The organism is Capnocytophaga genosp. AHN8471 (assembly GCF_016806945.1).
GTDB lineage: Bacteria > Bacteroidota > Bacteroidia > Flavobacteriales > Flavobacteriaceae > Capnocytophaga > Capnocytophaga periodontitidis.
In genome coordinates this window covers 69,368-89,397 of record NZ_JAESPJ010000020.1, presented here as the reverse complement: position 1 = coordinate 89,397, position 20,030 = coordinate 69,368, and the positions used below count along the sequence as shown (strand labels likewise).

At 39.5% G+C, this 20,030-nt stretch carries 22 protein-coding genes and 1 other RNA gene; 9 read left to right on the top strand and 14 right to left on the bottom strand.

Going from position 1 to position 20,030, the window contains the following annotated elements:
• Positions 1–10 precede the first annotated feature (10 nt).
• Positions 11–1,162, top strand: coding sequence for an ABC transporter permease (locus tag JMN12_RS09450; protein ID WP_203138791.1), 1,152 nt, complete (start codon positions 11–13; stop codon positions 1,160–1,162).
• Positions 1,149–2,336 (top strand): ABC transporter permease, encoded by a 1,188-nt coding sequence (locus tag JMN12_RS09445; RefSeq protein ID WP_203081608.1) that lies wholly within the window; start codon positions 1,149–1,151, stop codon positions 2,334–2,336. Before JMN12_RS09450 ends, JMN12_RS09445 begins: the two co-directional genes overlap by 14 nt.
• A 56-nt stretch (positions 2,337–2,392) precedes the next feature.
• Here the strand turns inward: JMN12_RS09445 and JMN12_RS09440 are convergent, their stop codons facing one another.
• From JMN12_RS09440 to JMN12_RS09415, 6 genes are all read right to left on the bottom strand, one after another.
• Positions 2,393–3,769 carry an SLC13 family permease gene (locus tag JMN12_RS09440; RefSeq protein WP_088593569.1) on the bottom strand — a complete coding sequence of 459 codons (1,377 nt, stop codon included), beginning with the start codon at positions 3,767–3,769 and terminating at the stop codon, positions 2,393–2,395.
• Positions 3,770–3,801: 32 nt separating this feature from the next.
• Positions 3,802–4,332, bottom strand: a complete 531-nt coding sequence (locus tag JMN12_RS09435; RefSeq protein WP_203138790.1) for a mechanosensitive ion channel domain-containing protein — start codon at positions 4,330–4,332, stop codon at positions 3,802–3,804.
• Positions 4,333–4,335: 3 nt separating this feature from the next.
• On the bottom strand, positions 4,336–5,904 hold the full coding sequence (gene rny, locus JMN12_RS09430) for a ribonuclease Y (protein WP_088593567.1): 1,569 nt from the start codon (positions 5,902–5,904) through the stop codon (positions 4,336–4,338).
• A gap of 68 nt (positions 5,905–5,972) precedes the next feature.
• Positions 5,973–6,085, bottom strand: a non-coding RNA gene (ssrS, locus tag JMN12_RS09425) — 6S RNA.
• A gap of 57 nt (positions 6,086–6,142) precedes the next feature.
• A complete protein-coding gene (locus JMN12_RS09420; RefSeq protein ID WP_198467190.1) occupies positions 6,143–6,433 on the bottom strand; it encodes a cell division protein ZapA in 291 nt (96 codons plus the stop codon).
• Positions 6,434–6,435: 2 nt separating this feature from the next.
• The gene (locus JMN12_RS09415) at positions 6,436–6,729 is read right to left on the bottom strand and encodes a hypothetical protein (RefSeq protein WP_198474970.1); all 294 of its coding nucleotides are present in this window, start codon (positions 6,727–6,729) and stop codon (positions 6,436–6,438) included.
• A gap of 336 nt (positions 6,730–7,065) precedes the next feature.
• Here JMN12_RS09415 and JMN12_RS09410 point away from each other — a divergent pair, with 336 nt between their 5' ends.
• The 7 genes from JMN12_RS09410 to JMN12_RS09380 all read left to right on the top strand — a co-directional run bounded on the left by JMN12_RS09410 (position 7,066) and on the right by JMN12_RS09380 (position 11,610).
• Positions 7,066–7,635, top strand: a complete 570-nt coding sequence (locus JMN12_RS09410; protein ID WP_203084686.1) for a DUF502 domain-containing protein — start codon at positions 7,066–7,068, stop codon at positions 7,633–7,635.
• A gap of 162 nt (positions 7,636–7,797) precedes the next feature.
• On the top strand, positions 7,798–8,067 hold the full coding sequence (locus JMN12_RS09405; protein WP_034555243.1) for a hypothetical protein: 270 nt from the start codon (positions 7,798–7,800) through the stop codon (positions 8,065–8,067).
• On the top strand, positions 8,064–8,597 hold the full coding sequence (locus JMN12_RS09400; RefSeq protein ID WP_203094066.1) for a glycoside hydrolase family 73 protein: 534 nt from the start codon (positions 8,064–8,066) through the stop codon (positions 8,595–8,597). Before JMN12_RS09405 ends, JMN12_RS09400 begins: the two co-directional genes overlap by 4 nt.
• On the top strand, positions 8,594–9,037 hold the full coding sequence (locus JMN12_RS09395) for a hypothetical protein (RefSeq protein WP_203138789.1): 444 nt from the start codon (positions 8,594–8,596) through the stop codon (positions 9,035–9,037). Before JMN12_RS09400 ends, JMN12_RS09395 begins: the two co-directional genes overlap by 4 nt.
• Positions 9,038–9,222: 185 nt before the next feature.
• The gene (locus JMN12_RS09390) at positions 9,223–10,152 is read left to right on the top strand and encodes a cation diffusion facilitator family transporter (protein WP_203138788.1); all 930 of its coding nucleotides are present in this window, start codon (positions 9,223–9,225) and stop codon (positions 10,150–10,152) included.
• Positions 10,153–10,210: 58 nt separating this feature from the next.
• A complete protein-coding gene (trmB, locus tag JMN12_RS09385) occupies positions 10,211–10,891 on the top strand; it encodes a tRNA (guanosine(46)-N7)-methyltransferase TrmB (RefSeq protein ID WP_203138787.1) in 681 nt (226 codons plus the stop codon).
• Complete coding sequence (locus JMN12_RS09380) at positions 10,891–11,610, top strand: 3'-5' exonuclease (RefSeq protein WP_009412604.1); 720 nt, start codon at positions 10,891–10,893, stop codon at positions 11,608–11,610. The genes trmB and JMN12_RS09380 overlap by 1 nt, the downstream gene beginning before the upstream one ends.
• Before the next feature lie 6 nt (positions 11,611–11,616).
• On the opposite strand, the gene JMN12_RS09375 is transcribed toward JMN12_RS09380, so the two are convergent.
• The 8 genes from JMN12_RS09375 to JMN12_RS09340 all read right to left on the bottom strand — a co-directional run bounded on the left by JMN12_RS09375 (position 11,617) and on the right by JMN12_RS09340 (position 19,850).
• Positions 11,617–12,390, bottom strand: coding sequence for a porin family protein (locus tag JMN12_RS09375; protein ID WP_203094069.1), 774 nt, complete (start codon positions 12,388–12,390; stop codon positions 11,617–11,619).
• Positions 12,391–12,409: 19 nt separating this feature from the next.
• Complete coding sequence (locus JMN12_RS09370; protein WP_203094070.1) at positions 12,410–13,198, bottom strand: porin family protein; 789 nt, start codon at positions 13,196–13,198, stop codon at positions 12,410–12,412.
• A gap of 18 nt (positions 13,199–13,216) precedes the next feature.
• Positions 13,217–13,933: a porin family protein gene (locus JMN12_RS09365; protein WP_203138786.1), complete on the bottom strand. Its 717-nt coding sequence runs from the start codon at positions 13,931–13,933 to the stop codon at positions 13,217–13,219.
• A gap of 18 nt (positions 13,934–13,951) precedes the next feature.
• Positions 13,952–14,734, bottom strand: coding sequence for a porin family protein (locus JMN12_RS09360; RefSeq protein WP_203138785.1), 783 nt, complete (start codon positions 14,732–14,734; stop codon positions 13,952–13,954).
• Between the two features lie 33 nt (positions 14,735–14,767).
• Positions 14,768–15,415, bottom strand: coding sequence for a CBS domain-containing protein (locus tag JMN12_RS09355; protein WP_203138784.1), 648 nt, complete (start codon positions 15,413–15,415; stop codon positions 14,768–14,770).
• A 19-nt stretch (positions 15,416–15,434) separates the two neighbouring features.
• On the bottom strand, positions 15,435–17,591 hold the full coding sequence (locus tag JMN12_RS09350; protein WP_203138780.1) for a PepSY domain-containing protein: 2,157 nt from the start codon (positions 17,589–17,591) through the stop codon (positions 15,435–15,437).
• A 65-nt stretch (positions 17,592–17,656) separates the two neighbouring features.
• The gene (locus tag JMN12_RS09345; RefSeq protein ID WP_203138779.1) at positions 17,657–19,003 is read right to left on the bottom strand and encodes a WG repeat-containing protein; all 1,347 of its coding nucleotides are present in this window, start codon (positions 19,001–19,003) and stop codon (positions 17,657–17,659) included.
• Between the two features lie 67 nt (positions 19,004–19,070).
• Positions 19,071–19,850 carry a hypothetical protein gene (locus tag JMN12_RS09340; protein ID WP_178977424.1) on the bottom strand — a complete coding sequence of 260 codons (780 nt, stop codon included), beginning with the start codon at positions 19,848–19,850 and terminating at the stop codon, positions 19,071–19,073.
• Positions 19,851–20,030: the final 180 nt, after the last annotated feature.

Below are 20,030 nucleotides of genomic sequence, written 5' to 3'. Positions count from 1 at the left end.
TAATTATACTATGAAATATTTTAAAACCGAATGCAAAAACCTTTTCCTATCACCCAAACGGCTGTTTTACGTTTTGGTGTTCCCCTTGGTTATCTTTGGGTTCTTTGCGGCTATTTTCTACAAAGGAGTACCCCGCGACCTGCCTATGGCATATATCAATTACGACCAAAGTCAGCTGTCCGAAAACCTCTTGCGTATGCTCGATGCTACCCCAAACATCGACCTGAAAATCAAACTCACCGATGAACAAGAAGCCCAACGACTTATCCAGCAACAGCAGATAATGGGCTTTATCGTTATCCCTGCCGATTTTCAGCAGAAACTATTCAAAGGTGAAAACCAATCGGTGATTTGCTATACCAATAGTCAGTTTATGCTGGGGGCAAGTCTTATCCAAAAGGATTTCCAAACTACCATAGGGATGTTCTCAGCAGGCTTGGTGATGAAAAAGAAAATGCAAAAAGGGCAACAAACCGAGAAGGTACGTGCCGAAGCTCAAACCGTAAAGGTAGACGACCACGGATTATTTAACCCTTATGCTAACTATGCCTATTACCTGCTCACAGCACTCTTGCCGATGATGCTCCAAATGATTGTGATGATGGTAACGGTGTATGTATTAGGAATAGAATTCCGTTACCGCCAAGGGAAACAGTGGCTCAAAAAGGCAGGCGGCAGTCCGCTAAAAGCCTTGATAGGCAAACTCTTGCCTTATACTTTAGTGCTCCTCTTTGTCGCGTGGTGGATGAACTATCTCCTTTTTGGGCTTATAGGCGCACCCCTCCACATCCCGATGTTCAACGTAGTGCTTATCACTTTTGCTTTAGTCATCATTTATCAAATTATCGCGATTACACTCGTCTCTCTCCTGCCTAATTTTAGGTCAGCACTCACCATAGGCAGTGGTTTCACAGCGATAGCTTTCTCATTTGCCGCTTATACTTTTCCGATGGAAGGATTGCCAAAGAGTATGCAGTATTTAGCACAAATTTTCCCCTATGCTCATTTTATGAAATACTACGTAAATCGTGCGATCAAAGGGATACCTGTAGAGATGACGTGGCAACCCCTTTTAGCCTTATTGCTCTTCGGCTTATTGCTGATAGTTGCCTACCCTATGTTTGTAAAGAAAATAAAATCAGGAGGATATGAAACAATTTAGAAGTTATATATATCAAAGTTCAGCCGACTTCACCCGTGCAATGCTTTGGGAAGCCAAATACATATTCCGCGACAAAGCGGTGTTCTTTTCGTTTGTTATCGTAGCGGTAGTAGTCTCTTTCTTGTACACCTACCTCTATTCCGAAGAAACGCTACAAAAGCTCCCTATTGGAGTAGTTGATGAAGATAATACAGCGCAAAGTCGTCAGCTATTGCGTATGATAGATGCCAATAGTGGCGTGGCTATCTACAGCAGCTATCTCAACCTCAGCGAAGCAGAAAAGGCTTTTCAGCGCGAGCAAATACGCGGTATCGTAACCATTCCTAACGGTTTTGCACGCGACCTACAACGCGGGGAACAACCCGCCATATCAGTCTACGCCGATGCCTCGTATATGCTCTATTACAAGCAAATACTCACTGCAGCGAAACTCTCGGCTGCCTACCTCAATGCGGGCGTGGAAATGAAACGCTCTTCGGCACAAGGCAAGCTCCCTACCCAAGCACGTGAGGAAGCAATGCCTGTGAGTGCTAAAGTAGTGAGTTTGTACAACCCTTCATCGGGTTATGCTACTTTCTTGATTCCCATAGTGTTGGTGATTATTTTCCAAACTACCATTCTCACAGCAGTAGGCATTTTAGGAGGTACAATGCGCGAAGGTAACAAGCTACGCAAAATATACCCTAATTCGCATAACTTCTGGGGAGCACTACCTATTGTAATGGGTAAAGCTACTACCTATTTAGGATTTTCAACCGTAATTTTGCTCATTATCTTAGGAATTATAATGCCATTGTTTGGCATTCCAGTACGCAGTTCAATGCTCAGCACCTTGGTATTTATGATACCTTTTATCCTTTCGATAGTGTTTATGGGGCTTTGTCTGCTCAACTTTGTACGCCGCCGTGAAGATGCGATTATGCTCATTATGTACACCTCGTTGCCATCGGTAATGCTCACTGGCTTTTCGTGGCCCTCAGTAGCAATGCCACAATGGCTAAATATCTTTTCGTATATCGTGCCTACCACCTTAGGGGCAAAAGGATTTATTTCCATCACCCAAATGGGGGCTCACCTTACTACCATTATGCCTTATTGGCTGGGAATGTGGGGACTCTGTTTAGTGTATTTAGTATTAGCGACTTTCACCCTAAAGAAGGTTTTGAATAAGTAAGAGATAAAAGAAAAAGCTGCCTGAGCACAATGTTCAGACAGCTTTTTTAGTATCTCCTATAATTTGTCATTCCAAAAGAAAAAAGCTACTACCGATATAAAGATAATACAAAGTATATTCAGTACAAAACCAGCTTTCACCATATCCTTCTGACGCACTTTACCGGTACCATAAGCAATGGCATTAGGCGGAGTCGCAACGGGCAACATAAAGGCACAAGATGCTCCTAAACCTATGATGAGTGAAAGCCCTAACGGATTGAGCCCCATATTTTCGGCTACCGAAATGAAGATAGGTACCAATAGTGCTGCACTGGCGGTATTGCTGGTGAACTCGGTGAGAAAGATGATAAAAGTAGCCACCACAACTCCAATGACAAAGTAACTACTATCAGAAATAAGGAACTGCACCGACTCTACGAGTGCCTTGCTCGCTCCCGATTGAGTGAGGATTACACTTAATGAAAGTCCGCCACCGAAGAGCATTAGCACACCCCAATCGGTGTTTTCTTGTATTTGTTTCCATTCGGCAACGCCAAACAAACACACAAACACGGCAGCAATCATTGCTACCACAGCATCAAAATCTTTTATTTTTTCGATATGTAAGAAAGAAGTAATCACCTCATTGATTACATCGCCAAATATCCAGCAAAGGGCTGTAATTAAAAAGATGAGAATAGTGAGATACTGTTTAGTATTCAGCTTTTCAGTCATTGCTTCACTCTCTATCTTGATATTCAGCTTAGGGCGAAATACCACATACATTGCTCCAATCATCAGAGGGAACAAACCTAAAACTGTAGGCATACCATAGCGCAACCATTGGGCAAAAGTGATGTCCAATTGAGAAGCTACAATCGCATTAGGTGGGCTACCTACCAAAGTACCCATACCACCTATACTCGCGCTGTAAGCAATCCCCAATATCACAAAGGCATAGGTACCTTTATTAGTTTCATAGTCAATGTTTTTGAGCATTCCCATAGCCAAAGGGATAATCATCGCTGCTGTAGCGGTATTGCTAATCCCCATAGAGAGGACAGCGGTAACCAATAACAAAAGGAATACTGCTACCATAAAATTTCCTTTTGCCAAAGAAATCACCTTATGAGCGATATATTGGTCGAGTTTTTGAACACTTAAGGCTGTAGCAATAGCAAAACCACCAAAAAACAAGAAGATTGTAGGGTTTGCAAAAGCCTGTAGCGCACTTTTAGTATTCTCTAATCCTAAAAGTATTGCCAATACAGGCACTAAAAGTGCCGTGACAGTAATATGTAAGGCTTCAGTAAGCCATAAAATTGCTACAAAGGCAAGTAAAGCCAAACCTTTTTTAGTAGGTTCTTCATAAGGAAGAAACCAATAGAGCAAGAGCCCTATCGCTAATGCGATGGCTATAATAACAGAACGTTTGATGTATTTGGTTAGCATATCAATTAGGGTTTAGTTATTTACAGGTGGTATTAGGGTTTTAGTTTTACTGCGTATTCCTCTTCCGAGACAATTACAATTCCTTTTTGTAACAAAAGATTGTTTGGCAAACTTATCTGTTCACCTTCGGCAGTTTTCAATAGCGTATAAAACGATTTGATATCTATGATTTTAGCTTCAATAGGATAATCTTTATCTAAAATCTTGATAGTATCGCCTATTCTAAACGGAGAAGAGAAAAACACAATAATGCCTGCTGTAATATTGCTGAGTATAGACCACTGAGCAAAAAATGCTACCCCTATTACAGTAAGGACTGAAGTAACGAACAAGAAGAGTTGTTCGGTTTTTATTCCCCAAATAGAGACAATAGTAAGAATAGCCAACGCATAGATAAAATAATCTATATATTTTTTAACCAAACTCGTACGACTCACCCCTAAGCCCGCTCCTTTGGCAAACTTTTCGATGATAGAGTTCACCAAATAGCGCAAGGCAGTGAAAACCACCAATGCAATGGCAGTAGCGACGATTTGGTATATGTAACTTTGTATATAGGTCATACGCTATTTTGCGATATTCACAGCACGAGTTTCACGGATTACCGTTACTTTCACTTGACCTGGGTAGGTCATATCAGTTTGGATTTTTTGTGATAAGTTGAATGATAGTTCTGCGGCTTTATCATCAGTTACTTTTTCGCTTTCTACAATTACGCGCAACTCACGACCTGCTTGAATAGCATAAGCTTTTTTCACACCTTGGAAAGTGAAGGCTGCATCTTCGAGGTCTTTGAGACGTTGAATGTACGAATCGAGTACTTGGCGACGTGCTCCTGGACGTGCTCCACTAATAGCATCGCATACTTGTACGATAGGTGAAAGCAATGAAGTCATTTCTATTTCGTCGTGGTGAGCCCCAATAGCGTTGCACACTTCGGGTTTTTCACCATATTTCTCTGCCCATTCCATACCGAGGAGCGCGTGAGGGGTTTCGGTTTCCACTTGTGGCACTTTACCTATGTCGTGCAAAAGTCCGGCACGTTTAGCGAGTTTAGGGTTTAAGCCTAATTCGGCTGCCATTACCCCGCAAAGTTTGGCTACCTCACGTGAGTGTTGTAAGAGGTTTTGACCATAAGAAGAACGGTATTTCATACGTCCCACACATTTCACCAATTCGGGGTGTAATCCGTGGATACCGAGGTCGATTACGGTGCGTTTTCCTATTTCAACGATTTCTTCTTCTATTTGTTTGGTAGTTTTTTCAACCACTTCCTCAATACGTGCAGGGTGGATACGACCATCGGTTACGAGTTTGTGCAATGAGAGGCGTGCAATTTCGCGGCGTACTGAATCGAAGCAAGAGAGGATAATCGCTTCGGGGGTATCATCTACAATAATTTCGACCCCGGTAGCGGCTTCAAGGGCGCGGATGTTGCGACCTTCACGACCGATGATGCGACCTTTCACTTCATCGGATTCGAGGTTGAATACTGATACACAGTTGTCTACTGCTTCCTCAGTGCCTATACGCTGTATAGTATTAATGATGATTTTTCGTGCTTCTTGATGAGCGGTGAGTTTAGCTTCCTCAATGGTATTTTGGATATATGCCATTGCATCGGCTTGAGCCTCACTGCGAAGAGAGTCGGTGAGTTGTTTTTTAGCTTCTTCGGCGGAGAGTCCGGAGATAACTTCGAGTTGTTGCACTTGGCTTTTGTGTAAACGTTCGATTTCTTCTTGTTTTTTGTCGAGAGTTTGGAGGCGGAAATCAACTTCTTCAGTTTTCTTTTCCAACTCGTCTTTCAGGCGTTTGTTTTGAGCTAACTCATTGGATACTTGTGATTCTTTATCACGGATACGTTTTTCAGCCTCTGCCATTTTTTTATCTTTGGCAGCGATTGTTTTTTCGTGTTCGGCTTTTAGTTCGAGGAACTTTTCTTTAGCTTGGAAGATTTTGTCTTTTTTAATGTTTTCGCCTTCAACTTTAGCATTTTTTAGAAGAACGTCGGCTTCATTCTGAGCGTTGAGAATAATTTTAGAGGCGTTCTTCTTTTCCAGCACTTTGGCGATAGCAAACCCTATGGCAAGGGCGATAATAAAAACTGCAATACTTATAATAACTGTACTATCCATCTTGTTGATTTAAAAAAATAAAATATTAATATAAAAAAATGCCTATATTGATTAATGTGTTTCACGTAAAACTCTGAAAAACAGGTTTAGGGATACTCAGTAGGTCAAGTATCCGGCAACTGAAAGACCGGCGCGCTTTAGCTACTGTAACTCACCCTTTTGTGAAATGTTAATGTTGAGTTTACCGAAAGGACAATCAATATAGGCAGTAAGTTTTTGTATGTAAATGTACGTGCTTTTACCCTATTTGATTTAGGGTGTTGTATACCTTTTGCAGGGTATTTTTGAGGGTTTCATCTTCTTGGTCTTCATTGAGGCGAGTTTGTTCTATTTGTCGTGCTAAGGTGATAGCGCACATAGCCAACCCGTCTTGTTTATCGCGCAATTGATAAATGGTTTCAAACTCTTGAATCATATCATTTATTTTTTTTGCGGCTTTTCTAAAACCCTCTTCTTGGGTAGGTACAATGGTAAGGGGGTATAGCCTATCGGCTACAGAAAGTTTGATTTTCAATTCGTCCTGTTCCATTGTTATTGTTTTGTAAGCTGAACGATACACGCGTCGATTTCGCGTATAAGGGTATTGATTTTCAGTTTAGTTTCTCTCTTGTGTTCTTTACTGCCTAATATACGGTTAGCAACAGCGAGTGTTTCGTTTTTTTCTTTCAGTGAAGTGATTGTGCTCTGAAGCGATGTTTTTTCACTGCGAAGTTGTTCAATGGTTTGCTTTAATTTGCCATTTTCCTCTCTAAGACTTTGAAATTGGGCTTGTAGGGCAATGGCTTTTTCGTTTAATAAGGCTACCAATTGTTTTAAATCACTCATCGGAATAGCAAACTTTGTATATTTGGGGCAAAAATACAATAGTTTTTTTAAAAAAGCAATTTTTTTAGTAAAGAACGTAAGTTCAACTTGATAAAAATACACCTAAAATAATGTAAGTCAAACAAATAGATAGTTTTACTATTTTTGAAGGGGCTTACAGATTATACGGGCTTTGATACAGATAATCTTTAATTATCAGTTTATTCAACTTTGGCAAAGTGTAGTGATAAAATAATTTTACGAAATTTAATTCTATTATTAGCCATATCCCCTCTCAATAAAAATTTCTCTGTTTAGAAAATTAGTACTACTTTTGCACTCTAACACTTACAATTAATGAAATTTAGTACTTTTATCAAATATTTTTTCCAAGGAATCCTTATTATCGGTCCCTTGAGTGCTACTATTTGGATTATTTGGTCAATATTCAGGAGCGTTGATAACCTCGTCCCCGACCTCTCTAAGGCTTACCCAGGTTTAGTGTTCGTATTAGTGTTATTAGGTACAGCAATCATCGGATTTATAGGTAGCCGACTCATCTTAGGAAAACTCTTAGTCAGTTTGTTGGACTATCTGGTAGCGCATATCCCTGGCGTAAAAGTTATCTATTCTTCTATCAAAGAGGTATTAGCATCGTTTGTTGGTGATAAACGCAAGTTTTCCAATCCCGTATGGGTTCGTGTAAACGAAACTCCTGAAGTGTGGCGCATAGGCTTCCTTACTCAACCCTCAATGGATTTTGCTAATCTTGAGGGGATGGTAAGTGTATATTTGCCCCATTCATACGCTATTTCGGGTTGGGTAATTGTTACTTCTGCCGAGAATGTAAAACCCGCCGAAGGCTTTACTGCCCAAAAAGCGATGGAATTTGCTCTAAGTGGCGGAATCACAACAATTAATAAGTGATTAACTAATAAAACAATAATTAACAATTAAAGGCGCGAGCTCATAGCTCGCGCCTTTTTTATCCCCCCATTCCTCTACTGTTACAACCCTGTAACCCCCGGTTACAACTATTTGCCCACTTCTTCAGAACTCCCCAATTTTGCACCACAAATCAAAAAGAAAATGGAACTCCTCAAAGAACAATTCATTACCTTTATAGGGCTCTTGCTCTCTGGCTGGGTAGGCTGGCTCTTCGGCCGACCAAAACAACGCGTCGAACTCCAATCTAACGAATTAGACAATGTTGATAAGGCAATTCACATCTACCGCGAAATGATTGACGACTTAGGTGTAAAATACGCCAAAGCCATTGCCGACCTCAATGAGGCTAACCAACGCATCAAAGAACTTGAGTCTTCTATCGATAACCTTTTAAAACAACTTAGAAAATGACAAACAACGAACAACAAATCGCACATTTTGTAACTACCTACAAACCCTATGCTTTAGAAACCGAACGAAAAACGGGCATTTCACACCTCTTTATTTTAGCACAAGCAGCCTTAGAAAGTGCTTGGGGAACACACGCTCCCGGTAATATGTTCTTTGGCATAAAAGCTAAACCTAATACGCCCACCGAGGAACGACAACTCTTGCTAACTACCGAAATCCTCTCTTGCGATTGGCAAACTTATCAGCGCAACCCTGCATTACAAAAATTCCCCGAAGTACTAAGCGTTACCAAGCGTCCTGATGGCAAATACACCTATAAAGTAAAAGACTGGTTCAAAAAATACCCCTCTCCCGAAGCCTCTTTCACCGATCACGCCCTGTTTTTCCTGCACAATCCTCGCTACGCAGAGGCTCTAAAGGTCAAAACCGACCCTTACTTATTTGCCGAAGCCATCGCTCGTGCTGGTTATGCTACCGCCCCCGATTATGCTACCCAACTCAAAAAAATCATAAAACAACTATCAAAATGAAACAAATCCTCTTTTTATCGCTTTTTTCACTTCTGCTATCTTGTAAAACGCACAAAATCAAACAAACTGAAACTCTCCAAATGCGTGAGCAACTTGATAGCCTCTACCAGCAACAACACGCCGTATTACACAGCATCGAATGGCTCAACAGCCTGCAAGAAGTGCATCTCACTCTTGAATCGTTTAAGGATAGCACAGGGCGTACCCAAGTACAACTCCACAGCACTACCCGTCTAAAACGCCTGCGTGAATACACCGATAGTTTGCAACAAAATGAGGTACTTCATCTACAACAAAGAACCCTGCATTTCCACAAACACCAATCGTTTAAACAAAAAGAACACAAATTTGAGTTATCTCCTAATAACTATTGGCTTATTGTACTCGTTTTGGTAGCGATTGCTTATTACCAATATAAAAAACGTATTCTAAAAAAATAAAGAAACTATTTACACCACCCCTCCCACCTCCGAGATTTTCCAAGATTTTCCAAGTTTCTCTGAGACTCTCCAAAACACCTCCAGCGGGGGTTAGGCTTTGAAAAAACATCTCTAAATAAAGATTATTTCTAAATAAATTTGTACCTTTGCCCCAATTCTTATCTCTTACCTAAAAAAGAAGTATTATGGAACATTCACACAACCACGACCACGATCACCATCACCACCATACAGTAACCGATCTAAGTGCTCTCAATCGCGCTTTCTACATAGGTATTGGGCTCAATTTGCTCTATACCCTTATCGAATTTGTAGTGGGTTTTAAAGTCAATTCATTAGCGCTTATTTCCGATGCAAGTCATAATCTGAGCGATGTTGCTAGTTTAGTGATTTCACTCATCGGAATGAAACTCGCTCACCGCGCTGCTACCCAGCTATATACCTATGGCTACAAAAAAGCATCTATCCTCGCTTCACTTATCAATGCGGTATTGCTGATGTACATCGTGATAAAAATCTTTATCGAAGCCTTTGAACGCCTTTCCAATCCTCCCGAAATGGCTGGAGTTGCTATTGTGATTACAGCTTTTATAGGGGTGATTATCAACGGGCTATCGGCTTTCCTCTTCTATAAAGGTCAAAAAAACGACATCAATATCAAAGGGGCTTTCCTACACCTCCTCCTCGATGCTTTAGTATCGGTAGGGGTGATTATCTCAGGTGCAATTATGTACTTTACCGGTTGGTATATCGCCGACCCTATCAGTAGTTTTATGGTGGGTATCGTCATTCTCTTCTCTACTTGGGGACTCTTAAAAGAAAGCGTAAAACTCATTTTAGACGGCGTTCCTCAGAATATAAACCAAGCTCACATACAACAATTGATAGAACAACATCCAATGGTCGAAAGCGTGCATCACCTCCATATATGGGCACTGAGCAGTGCTCAAAATGCCTTAACAGCCCATTTGGTACTCAAAGAATGTATTACTCTAAAAGAATTTATGACCATCAAAGCTGAACTGAAACACTCACTCTCTCACGAAGGAATTACCCACAGCACTTTTGAAATAGATACCGAAAATTGCCACTGCAAAGAAGAAAACTGTAATTAAAAAAATATTGCTATCTTTGCCGCCCTAACACTTTTCACTATTCACTTTTCACTTACCTATGGGAAGCAAAAATAAACTCAAACGATTCGAAGAAAATAAAACCTTTGCTAATGTAATTCAGCCCTCACGCGACGAACTCCTCACCGATGCTTTTGCCTATAAAGGACGTTGGAATGAGCTCTATTTCAAAAACAACCACCCTATAGTTTTAGAATTGGGCTGTGGCAAAGGCGAGTATTCAGTAGGGTTAGCAAAACGTCATCCCGAGAAGAATTTTATAGGAATAGATATCAAAGGAGCGCGCTTTTGGCGAGGAGCTAAAACTGCTATAGAAGAAAATATCGCCAATGTAGCTTTCCTCCGCACTCAAATAGAACTCATCGAAAAATGCTTTGCCCTTGGTGAAGTGAGTGAAATATGGATTACTTTCCCCGATCCGCAAATAAAATATAAACGTACCAAACACCGCCTCACAAACGCCGATTTTCTCGCACGTTACGAGCGTATCCTCGCCCCCGATGGCTATGTGCACCTCAAAACCGATAGTGAGTTTATGCACGGTTATACCTTGGGCTTGTTACACGGAGCAGGACATAAAGTGCTTTATGCCAATCACAATATCTACAACAGCGATGGCGTACCCCCAGAAGTAACCGAAATTAAAACCTTCTACGAACAGTTCTATTTAGAACAAGGCAAACCCATTACCTATATTCGCTTTCAGATAAAAAAACAGTAATGCTTCACAAACTCAATTTAAACGACATACTTTTTTTGGATATAGAAACTGTACCATTACACGAACAGTACAGCGAATTGTCGGCTGAAACTCAAATGCTTTGGGAAGAAAAAACGCGTTACCAACGCAAGGAAGAGTTCTCTGCTGAAGAGTTCTACGACCGCGCAGGTATTTGGGCTGAGTTCGGGAAAATTGTGTGCATATCAGTAGGCTATTTTTCATTCAGGCATCAGCAACGCACCTTTAGAGTAACCTCGTTCACAGGTGAAGAAAAGAATTTGTTAGAAGATTTCAGCAGATTAGTAAACGAACATTTTTCACGTCCTAATAAATTGTTTTGTGCCCATAACGGCAAGGAATTCGATTTTCCATATATCTCCCGCCGTATGATTATCAACGGGATAGAAATTCCGCAAAAGCTACAGCTCTTTGGCAAAAAACCTTGGGAAATCCCTCATCTCGATACGATGGAAATGTGGAAATTCGGCGATTACAAACACTATACTTCACTGAAACTCTTAGCTCATATTTTGGGCATACCCTCTCCTAAAGACGATATCGATGGCAGCGAAGTGCGCAATGTGTTCTACAACGAAGGTGATATCGATCGTATAGCTACCTATTGCGAAAAAGATACCATTACGGTTGCGCAAATTCTTCTGCGCTTCCGCAACGATACCCTTTTAAACGATGATGAAATCCTGATTTTAGGACACTGATAAGCGTTATTCCCCTTCTTTTACTTCTTGGGGTGCAGGCTCTTCTTTTACCTCTTGGTATACTGGTTCTTCACTTGAAGGATATACCGGTTCTTGAACATTAGGTTGTTCATTCTTGTTTTTAGAGAGTTTTAAACCTGCACCTATAGAAATTGCAAAGTAGTAACTTTTAGCATCTTTAAAATAAAGATGAGGAATGTATTCTTGATTGGTAAGGGGGGTAAGGTTCGTAGAAAAACGAGCATCAACGGTGAAAATCCATTTAGGAATCTCCCACATCACTCCTCCACCTACGTGGAAACTAAGAGAGGCTTGGTTGAAATATTGTGTCATATTAAACTTCTCACTGTTCTGTTTTTCAGAATACGATGCCAAAAGCAAGATTTTAGGAGCTAATCCTATTTGTCCAAAACCTCTAAACCACTTTTTACCCTCAAATTGTAATAAGAAAGGCATTTCTAAGTAATCAAAACGAATGTGACGGCGGTCTTGCAATTTTAAATCAGAGCCTTCAGGGCGATACGGAATCGCCTCGCGCTTATACATCAACTCTATTTGTGAAGCGAAATGAGTTTTGAAGGGTATTCGCAAGAAAAAACCTGAGTTCACTACGCCTGTTTTTCCAAAATACTCCACATTATACCCTTCCATAGATTGTATGGGTGTAATAATCGTAAAAGTACTTGCAGGGCTATTGATTTTCACCCCTATCGCAGTTTGCGCAAAGCTAAATGTAGTAACACTCAAAAAAATGATGATGATGATTAAAAAACGTTTCATAATATATTGAGTTAAAAAACTAAAATTCTTGTTCTTGTGATGTATTCACCTCAGCAGGAATACTGTCATTAGTAATTGTTGGGAGCTCTTCCTGAGGAATAGCCTTTTCTAAAGGCAATGCTTTCTTTTTAAAAGGTTTGTAACCTGCTCCTAAAGAAAACGCAAAATAATAGCTTTGTGCCTTACTGAAATCAATATCAGGGGTGTTCTTTTTAGAGGTAAGTGGTGTAAGGTTGGTAGCGAGTCTTCCATCAGCAGTAAAAACCCAATCTCTTCTGTTCCATAAAACACCTCCCCCAATATTTAAATTGAGAACAACCCTATTAAAAGAGCTCGTAACATTATGGTCGCCTTTTTCTAAAACAGCAGAATACTTTGCTAAAGTTAAGAATTTAGGAGAGACTCCTAATTGAGCAAACCCTCTTACGGTGCGTTTTCCCTCCCATTGTAACAGGATAGGAACCTCAGCATACCAAAATTTATATACCCCGCGATCAGAGAGAAGTTCTTCTATTGTTTCCTCTTGATGAAAAAACCAAACCCCTTCACGCTTGAACAACACTTCGGTTTGTAGTGCCCAATGTGTTTTTAGAGGTATTCGCATAAAAGCTCCTATATTAAAAGCCCCTATATAAAACTCACCAAAAATACCTCCTCCGTTTCTAATCCCCTTAGGTGTATTTGCAATTTGATGTTTCATTACATTAACTGCTACAAACGGATTAGCAACTTTCACCCCTACGGCTATTTGGCTATAGCTAAATGCCGAAATACTTAAAAGCATAGCAGTAATTAAAAAACGTTTCATAATATCTTTAGTGAAAGATTATTCGGTTATGGGTTCTTTATTTACCTCTTCAGTAGGAGTTACTACCTCTTCAGTAGGAGGAGTATTATTTTTCTTTTTAGAGAATTTATAGCCCGCACCTAACGAAATGCCAAACACAAATGTTCTCGCTTTATCAAAATTGATATATTCTGTACGGCTTCCCGATGCTAAGTTCGTTATATTGGTAGAAAGACGAGCATCAACTGTATAAATCCATTTAGGGCGCTCAAATAGCACACCTCCTCCAATATGTCCCATCAACATCACTGTATTGAATTGCGAACTCCCTCTGTAAGTAACATTTTTAGAGGCATCATAAAAAGCAGAAGAGAAGAGAATTTTAGGTGAAAAACCTACAAAACCAAAACCTCTAAACGCTTTCTTACCTTCGTATTGTACTAAGAAAGGCACGTCCAAGTATTCAAATCTATAATAAGAATCTTTACTGCTATTCTCTATTCTAAAACGCACAGCTTCGTGCTTAAAAAGCAATTCACTTTGTAATACCCAACGCTCTTTTAAAGGAATACGAACGAATCCTCCAAGGCTAACAAAGGCATTGTAGGTTTTTATATCAACATTGGTAGCTGTATATAAAGGAGTTATTAAGCTAACAGCTGATAGAGGGTCGGTTACTTTCACCCCTATCGCGGTTTGTGCAAAACTGAATGTAGTAACACTCAAAAAAGCAATGGTAATAAAAAAACGTTTCATAATATATTTAGTGAATGATTATTCGGTTATAGGTTCTTTATTTACCTCTTCAGTAGGAGTTACGACTTCTTCAGTAGGAGTGATGACTTCTTCAGTAGGAGTTACCACCTCTTCAGAAGGAGGAGTATTATTTTTCTTTTTAGAGAATTTATAGCCTGCGCCTAACGAAAATGTAAAGGTATGATTTCTCGCTTCTATGAAATTTAAATAAGGCGAACCGCTATTCGTTGCCATTTTGGTGAGATTAACTGAATAACGCGCTTCGGCGAACAACAACCATCTGGAGCGTTCTACGAGCAACCCTCCTCCTATATTGAAGTTGATGTGTAGTTGTCCTGTGCCAAAATAGTATTCCATATCTTGCACCTCATTACTTCCTTTATCTCTAAAAGCTGCTCTTGTACTGATTTTGGGTGAAAAACCTAACTGTGTAAATCCTCTAACGGGTTTTTTGCCCTCGAATTGCATCATAAGAGGGATTTCTAAGTAATCAAACTCATAATAAGGGCGTTCTTCGGTATCCCAACTACTATCTTTAGGACGAAATGACAATGTTTCTCGGCGATAAAGCGCTTCAGTTTGTAATGCCCAACGTTTGGCGAGTTGGAAATGCGCAAATACACCTGAATTAAAAGCAGCAATTCGCGGATAAATCTCAATATCATAACTTTCGTTAGAGGTGAGATCGTTGAAAAAATTAAAAGTATGCAATGGTGTATTCACTTTCACCCCTATCGCAGTTTGCGCAAAGCCAACATAAGCAGCACAAAACCATAAAATTGTAGTTAAAAAACGTTTCATAGTATATATTTAGTTAAAGATTATTCTTATCTCTTATCTGTTACCTAAGTCTAAGTATTTTTCAAAATAATCAGCGATGTCTTTGAGTTCTTGGCGGTAGTGATCGTCGTCTTTTTCGGTGAGGATACCATAGCCATAACGACGGAAGTCCTGTAGTATATCCGAAAATCGTTCGCTTGCGAGTTTGAGTGTGATATGCACGTTGTCTTCCGTGCGATTGGAGAGATAAAGTCCTAAAAGTATCCCCCCGTTTTCCTCTACAATTCTGCTAATTTCAGCAAACGAATAGCTCAGCGCATCTTTCTGTAAGATAAGCACCTGTCCTGCTTCTTGTATAAAAGGGGTTTGGGTGAGTTGTAGCACAAACTCATCTAAGTGATAGTAGCCTATAAAGTGTTCTTCTTTGTTGATAACGGGCAGCATATCGGTGTGATAGCGTCCAAAAGCCTCTACCACAACATCCCACGTTGCGGTTAGCGGTACAAAAAAGCGTTCTAACGCATATTGATAATCGGCTACTGTAGCTTCTTTATCCTCCTCATCTACTGTTTCTTTGCGGAGTACCCCTATAAAAGTATTGCCTTCGCACACGGGCAAAGCTGAAAGCAAATGCGCCTCAAAAAGCAACTTTACTTCCTCTATTGAAGTATTAGGTTCTATGTATAAAAAATGTGTTGTCATATTCTTTCCTCTTATCTAATCAATAACAATCCGTTTTGATTTGTCCTTTATTTTGGTAGTAGCTCAGCGGTTTTTCTAAATGCTCTCTACAAATCGCCTCTAAGACTTCGGTCACCGCTTTTTCCATTGCAACCGACCCGCATATCATTATAATTCCTTTGTTTTTAAGGAGTTCAGCAAAGAAAAGAGCTTCTCTTTGCAAGATGTCTTGCACATAGAATTTATCACCTTCACGCGAGAGGGCTTGCCAATAGTTGGCTATCTTTCCTTCGCGAGTAAACTGTTCTATATAAGGGCGGTAGATTTCCAAAGAGGCTTCACGGCGACAACCCCATATCAGGGTGATAGGTTTCTTTTGGGTATTTTCGGCTATCATTCCCATAAAAGGCGCCATCCCCGAACCATTGGCAATACAGACCACTTGGGGCGCTTTTTTAGGGAAATGGAAATGTTTGTTGGCTACCAAAGCAGCTTGCAACGTATCGCCTATTTGCAAATTGTTCAGCAGGTTAGACACCACCCCTTGTGAGTGTAGCTTCACGCTCAACCACACATCTCCTTGGTATTTGGCAACCGAATAAAGTCGTTCGCGTCCGTCTTCAGGGGTAATGCCCAAAAGGTCGCCAGAGGTAAAACTACTTTTTTCGGAAGGGTGGAGGGCTATTAGGAAAATATCGTCGTCCATTACAGGCGTTTTCTCTGTTACGGTGAAAGAGAGCGGTTTGCGCTGAGGTTGTACACTGAAATCATCAGGCAAAGCCAAAGAGAGCTTTTGCGCCATAGCCCAAGCCGTTGCCCACGCTTTAAACTGACCAAAGTCTTGGTCGTTTACGGTATGCAAAGACAGTGCACACTCTGCTTGTGCAGTAGCCGACAATAGTTGATCTACTTCTTTGGCATATTTGCAGAAATCGGGGTAAGAGTCAGAGCCAAAACCGAGTACGCTATACGCCAAAGGTTGTGTGGGGGGATATTTCGCCCATAAGTGCGCAAAGTGAGTCGCATTGATAGGCGCCTCACCATCGCCATAAGTGCAAGTAAATACAATGAGTTGCTCTGCTTTAGCAAAACGAGTGTAGGCATCCATATCGGTGAGGTAGGAACGCTTGCCCAAACGGAGGAGTTCGTTATGGAAAAGGATAGCAAACTTGCGGGTGGAGCCCCCTTCAGTGCCTACTAACACTATGTATTCACATTCGCTTTTATCAAACGGATTGTTGATGCCTTTCTTTCGTTTTCTGAGGGTCATCGCAAAGCCAGAGTAGAGAAAGAATAACAGCACCACACACGAGAGCAACAACACGGTCGCCCAGAGGTAATGCCCTTTGCCGATGTGCAGGGTGCGCACCAAATACGCCAAGCCTTTGTAAGGAGAAGTGGAGGTGCTAATCACCTCGCCCGTAAACTGATTGACTACTATATTTTTATCGATAAAATCTACTTTATAAACCTCTTCTACATCTTCAAAAGCAGGGAATTCTACTTGACGCACTTCGGCGAGAGGCACTTGGAAAACGGGGAAGTCTTTAGCGGGTTTTGCGGGTGTTTCTTGTAGTGTGCTAACATCGTAATTGTGTTCGGCTTTGAACTTAGGAAACACTTCCACTGTTTCGAGCATCATATACACCCCCGTGAGGGCAATGATAAAGATAGGCACGAGCGCCCAGCGCCCCAGAGCACTGTGGTAATGATTGTAGAATTTTTCTTGAGGAAGTTTGTGGAAGAACCTGCCCCAGCGTTGCTGTTTGCGGGCGATGAGCCATATACCCGACAAGGCTACTACACACAAACACAAGGCTGTAAGCCCCATAATCACCCGTCCCGTTTTGCCCATATAGAGCGAGCGGTGTAGCGTTTTGACGAACTGTATAAACTTCGAGGGTTTGTAATCCCCTTTGATAACCTCCCCCGATTGCGGATGGATAAAGAGTTTTTCACCCTCAGCCGTCTCTATTTGCACAAAATGATTGCGGTCGATAGTGAGTTTAAGGGCATCTATATTCTTTTCCTTCAAAACGGCAATTGTTTGGGCAAGGGTAGTGCTTTCAAACGCTGCACTTTTGTAAGGCAACGTCTGGTTATACACCGATTCACCAGCTAGGATACCTCCCGTGAGAGCCCCCAGCAGTATGAATACCCCTGCTATCAGGGAAAATATTAAATGAAGTTTACGCATAATAATTACGAATTACGAGTGACAAATTACGCAAAGGCGATTTGTTGATGTGTTAATTATTATCTTTAATCTGAAGCCCCTATTTCAACAGAATTTATGAGGTCATCAGGTGTGAGGCGCTTAAGTTTCTTATCTTTTACAAAATCGTATAGATATTTGTCATTTCCAATAGTTATAATAGCGATATTTCCTGCAAGATATTCTATTCGTTTGTATTTAGGCTCAACTATCACTTCTCCTTTGTTATTGATGAGTCCACATTGAGACCAAGAATACCCCATTTTTGATTCTGGTCCTTTGCTATAAACTGCAACACCATTCTCAAAAACGCCTAAACTTCCTATAAATTGGAAAGGGATGACTACTTCATTCTTAAGGTTGATACAGCCCCATTTATCATTTTTTATTACAGGAATTAATCCTTCCCTAAGTTCATTAGCTCCTTGGTATTCTAAAGGAATTATCACCTTGCCATTACTATCAATAAAACCATATTTATCTTGTTTAGAGACTCTATGTACTTGCTCGCCATAATGATTTTCATAAAAGCTATTGTAAACATCTAAAAGCTCTCCTTTATAATTATATACACTATAATTCCATTGATAATCTCGTACTACAATTATATTTGAATTGTAGTATTCTAACCCGTCAAATCCTTTTATTACTACTTCACCTTTTGTGTTGATAAGCATAGATTTTTTCTGTTCATTACGTACAAAAGCAAGTCCGTTTTGAAAAGGAGAGGCAAGTCTATAGATAGGAGAAATTACCCATTCATTTTTAGTATTAATGAAGCCTACTTTATCTTCTTCATTTTTAGCTACAATCAAAGTTTCAGTGTTGAAATTATCTAACTGGAGTTGTTGATACATAAAAGGGATAAGCGTTTTGTTATCAAGGGAAAGGATACCTTCTTTTCCATCAAGAGTTGCCTTATAACAATTGTGTCGTTGGCTGATATCCTCATATTTTAAAGGTATAATTAGTTTTCCTTTATTATTAACTACTCCTTTTTTTTCGTTGAGTGTAACTTTATAGCCGTTTGCTAAGTTATATATTTCATCATATTTGAAAGGAATAACTATTTGGTTATTTGCTGTAACCACTCCGTATTTCTGATTTTTCTTAACGATATAGTTTCCTTGAAGACCGAAATCTACATCATCGTATTTTCCTCTAAATACAACCTTTAAATTTTGGTTATAGATAGTGCTAATCCCTTGATTAAAGGTGATAAAAAAATCGTTATATTCTCCTAAGCGGTCTACTAGGGCTAACACTGTTTTTCCCTGCAAATCTACTAATCCTAACTTACCCTTTTCTTCAAAGATAAAGTATTTAGGTTGTGCCAACCCCGTAAAACTGCATAACAGCAAGGTTAATTTTAATAAAAAATGGATTTTTTTCATTGTGTTTTTTAATTTACTGATTTATTAATTTGTTAGGCACGAGCTACAAGCTCGCGTCAGCGGTGAATTACTTATGTCTCTCTTTTTCTAATTTATAAGATGAATTAGTTTTTTTTGATAAGGAATTAATATACGCATTTTTTATAAAGAATTGTTCTCCTTTCATTATAATTTTGGATTCTTCGTCAAAATTAACACCTCCTATATTGTCCTCTATATTGCTAATATACAAAAATAAAGTATCTTTTTTCGAGATTCCAGATAATAGAAATCTCTGATATAATTGGTATCCTTTTGCTTCATAAACTATAGAATCTTTTGAGATATCAATCTTAATATCATAAATTTCTCTCCAATCATCATTATTTTGATTGAGTGTTAAAGTGTATTTTCCAAACCATTTACAATCTATCTTTTTTCGGAAAAGGATGTTATGATATAACATAAATTTTTCATTTAATTTTTGTTTTACTTCTTTAGAAGAATATAAATCTTCTTCTTTACTCACCTTAAGTTTTACATTCTTTGAAAGGTATATAGGTTTTTCATAAGAATAAAGAATATGATTAGCTTTTTTTAGTTGATCATTGAAGGTAAATGAATACCTCTCCTTTCCTGTTTCACCTAAAATTTCACTCTCTATAATAGAATCAAGAGTGATTTTATTGACATATAAATAGATTTGTTCTCCTTCTGTTGAGCCATCTAATATGATAGTATCTTTCAGCTTTTGTAAAGAATTATTTTGATTATTTGTGTGAGTATTCTTATTTTGGCTATTGCAAGATATAATAAAAACCAAAAGTAGGTATATAACATATCTATAAAGGAATTTTTGTATGATCATTATTATTATCAAAACGTGTTTAAACTTTTTTGAGGAACTTGGAGATAAACCCTACATCTCATTATCAAACTTTTATATCCGTCAAGCCAATCATTGGCTTGTTCAATCTTAAACCTATTTTTGTACAATTCTTCATTTTTAACTTTGCCAAAGTTTCAGACTTTGGCAAAGTGTAGTGAC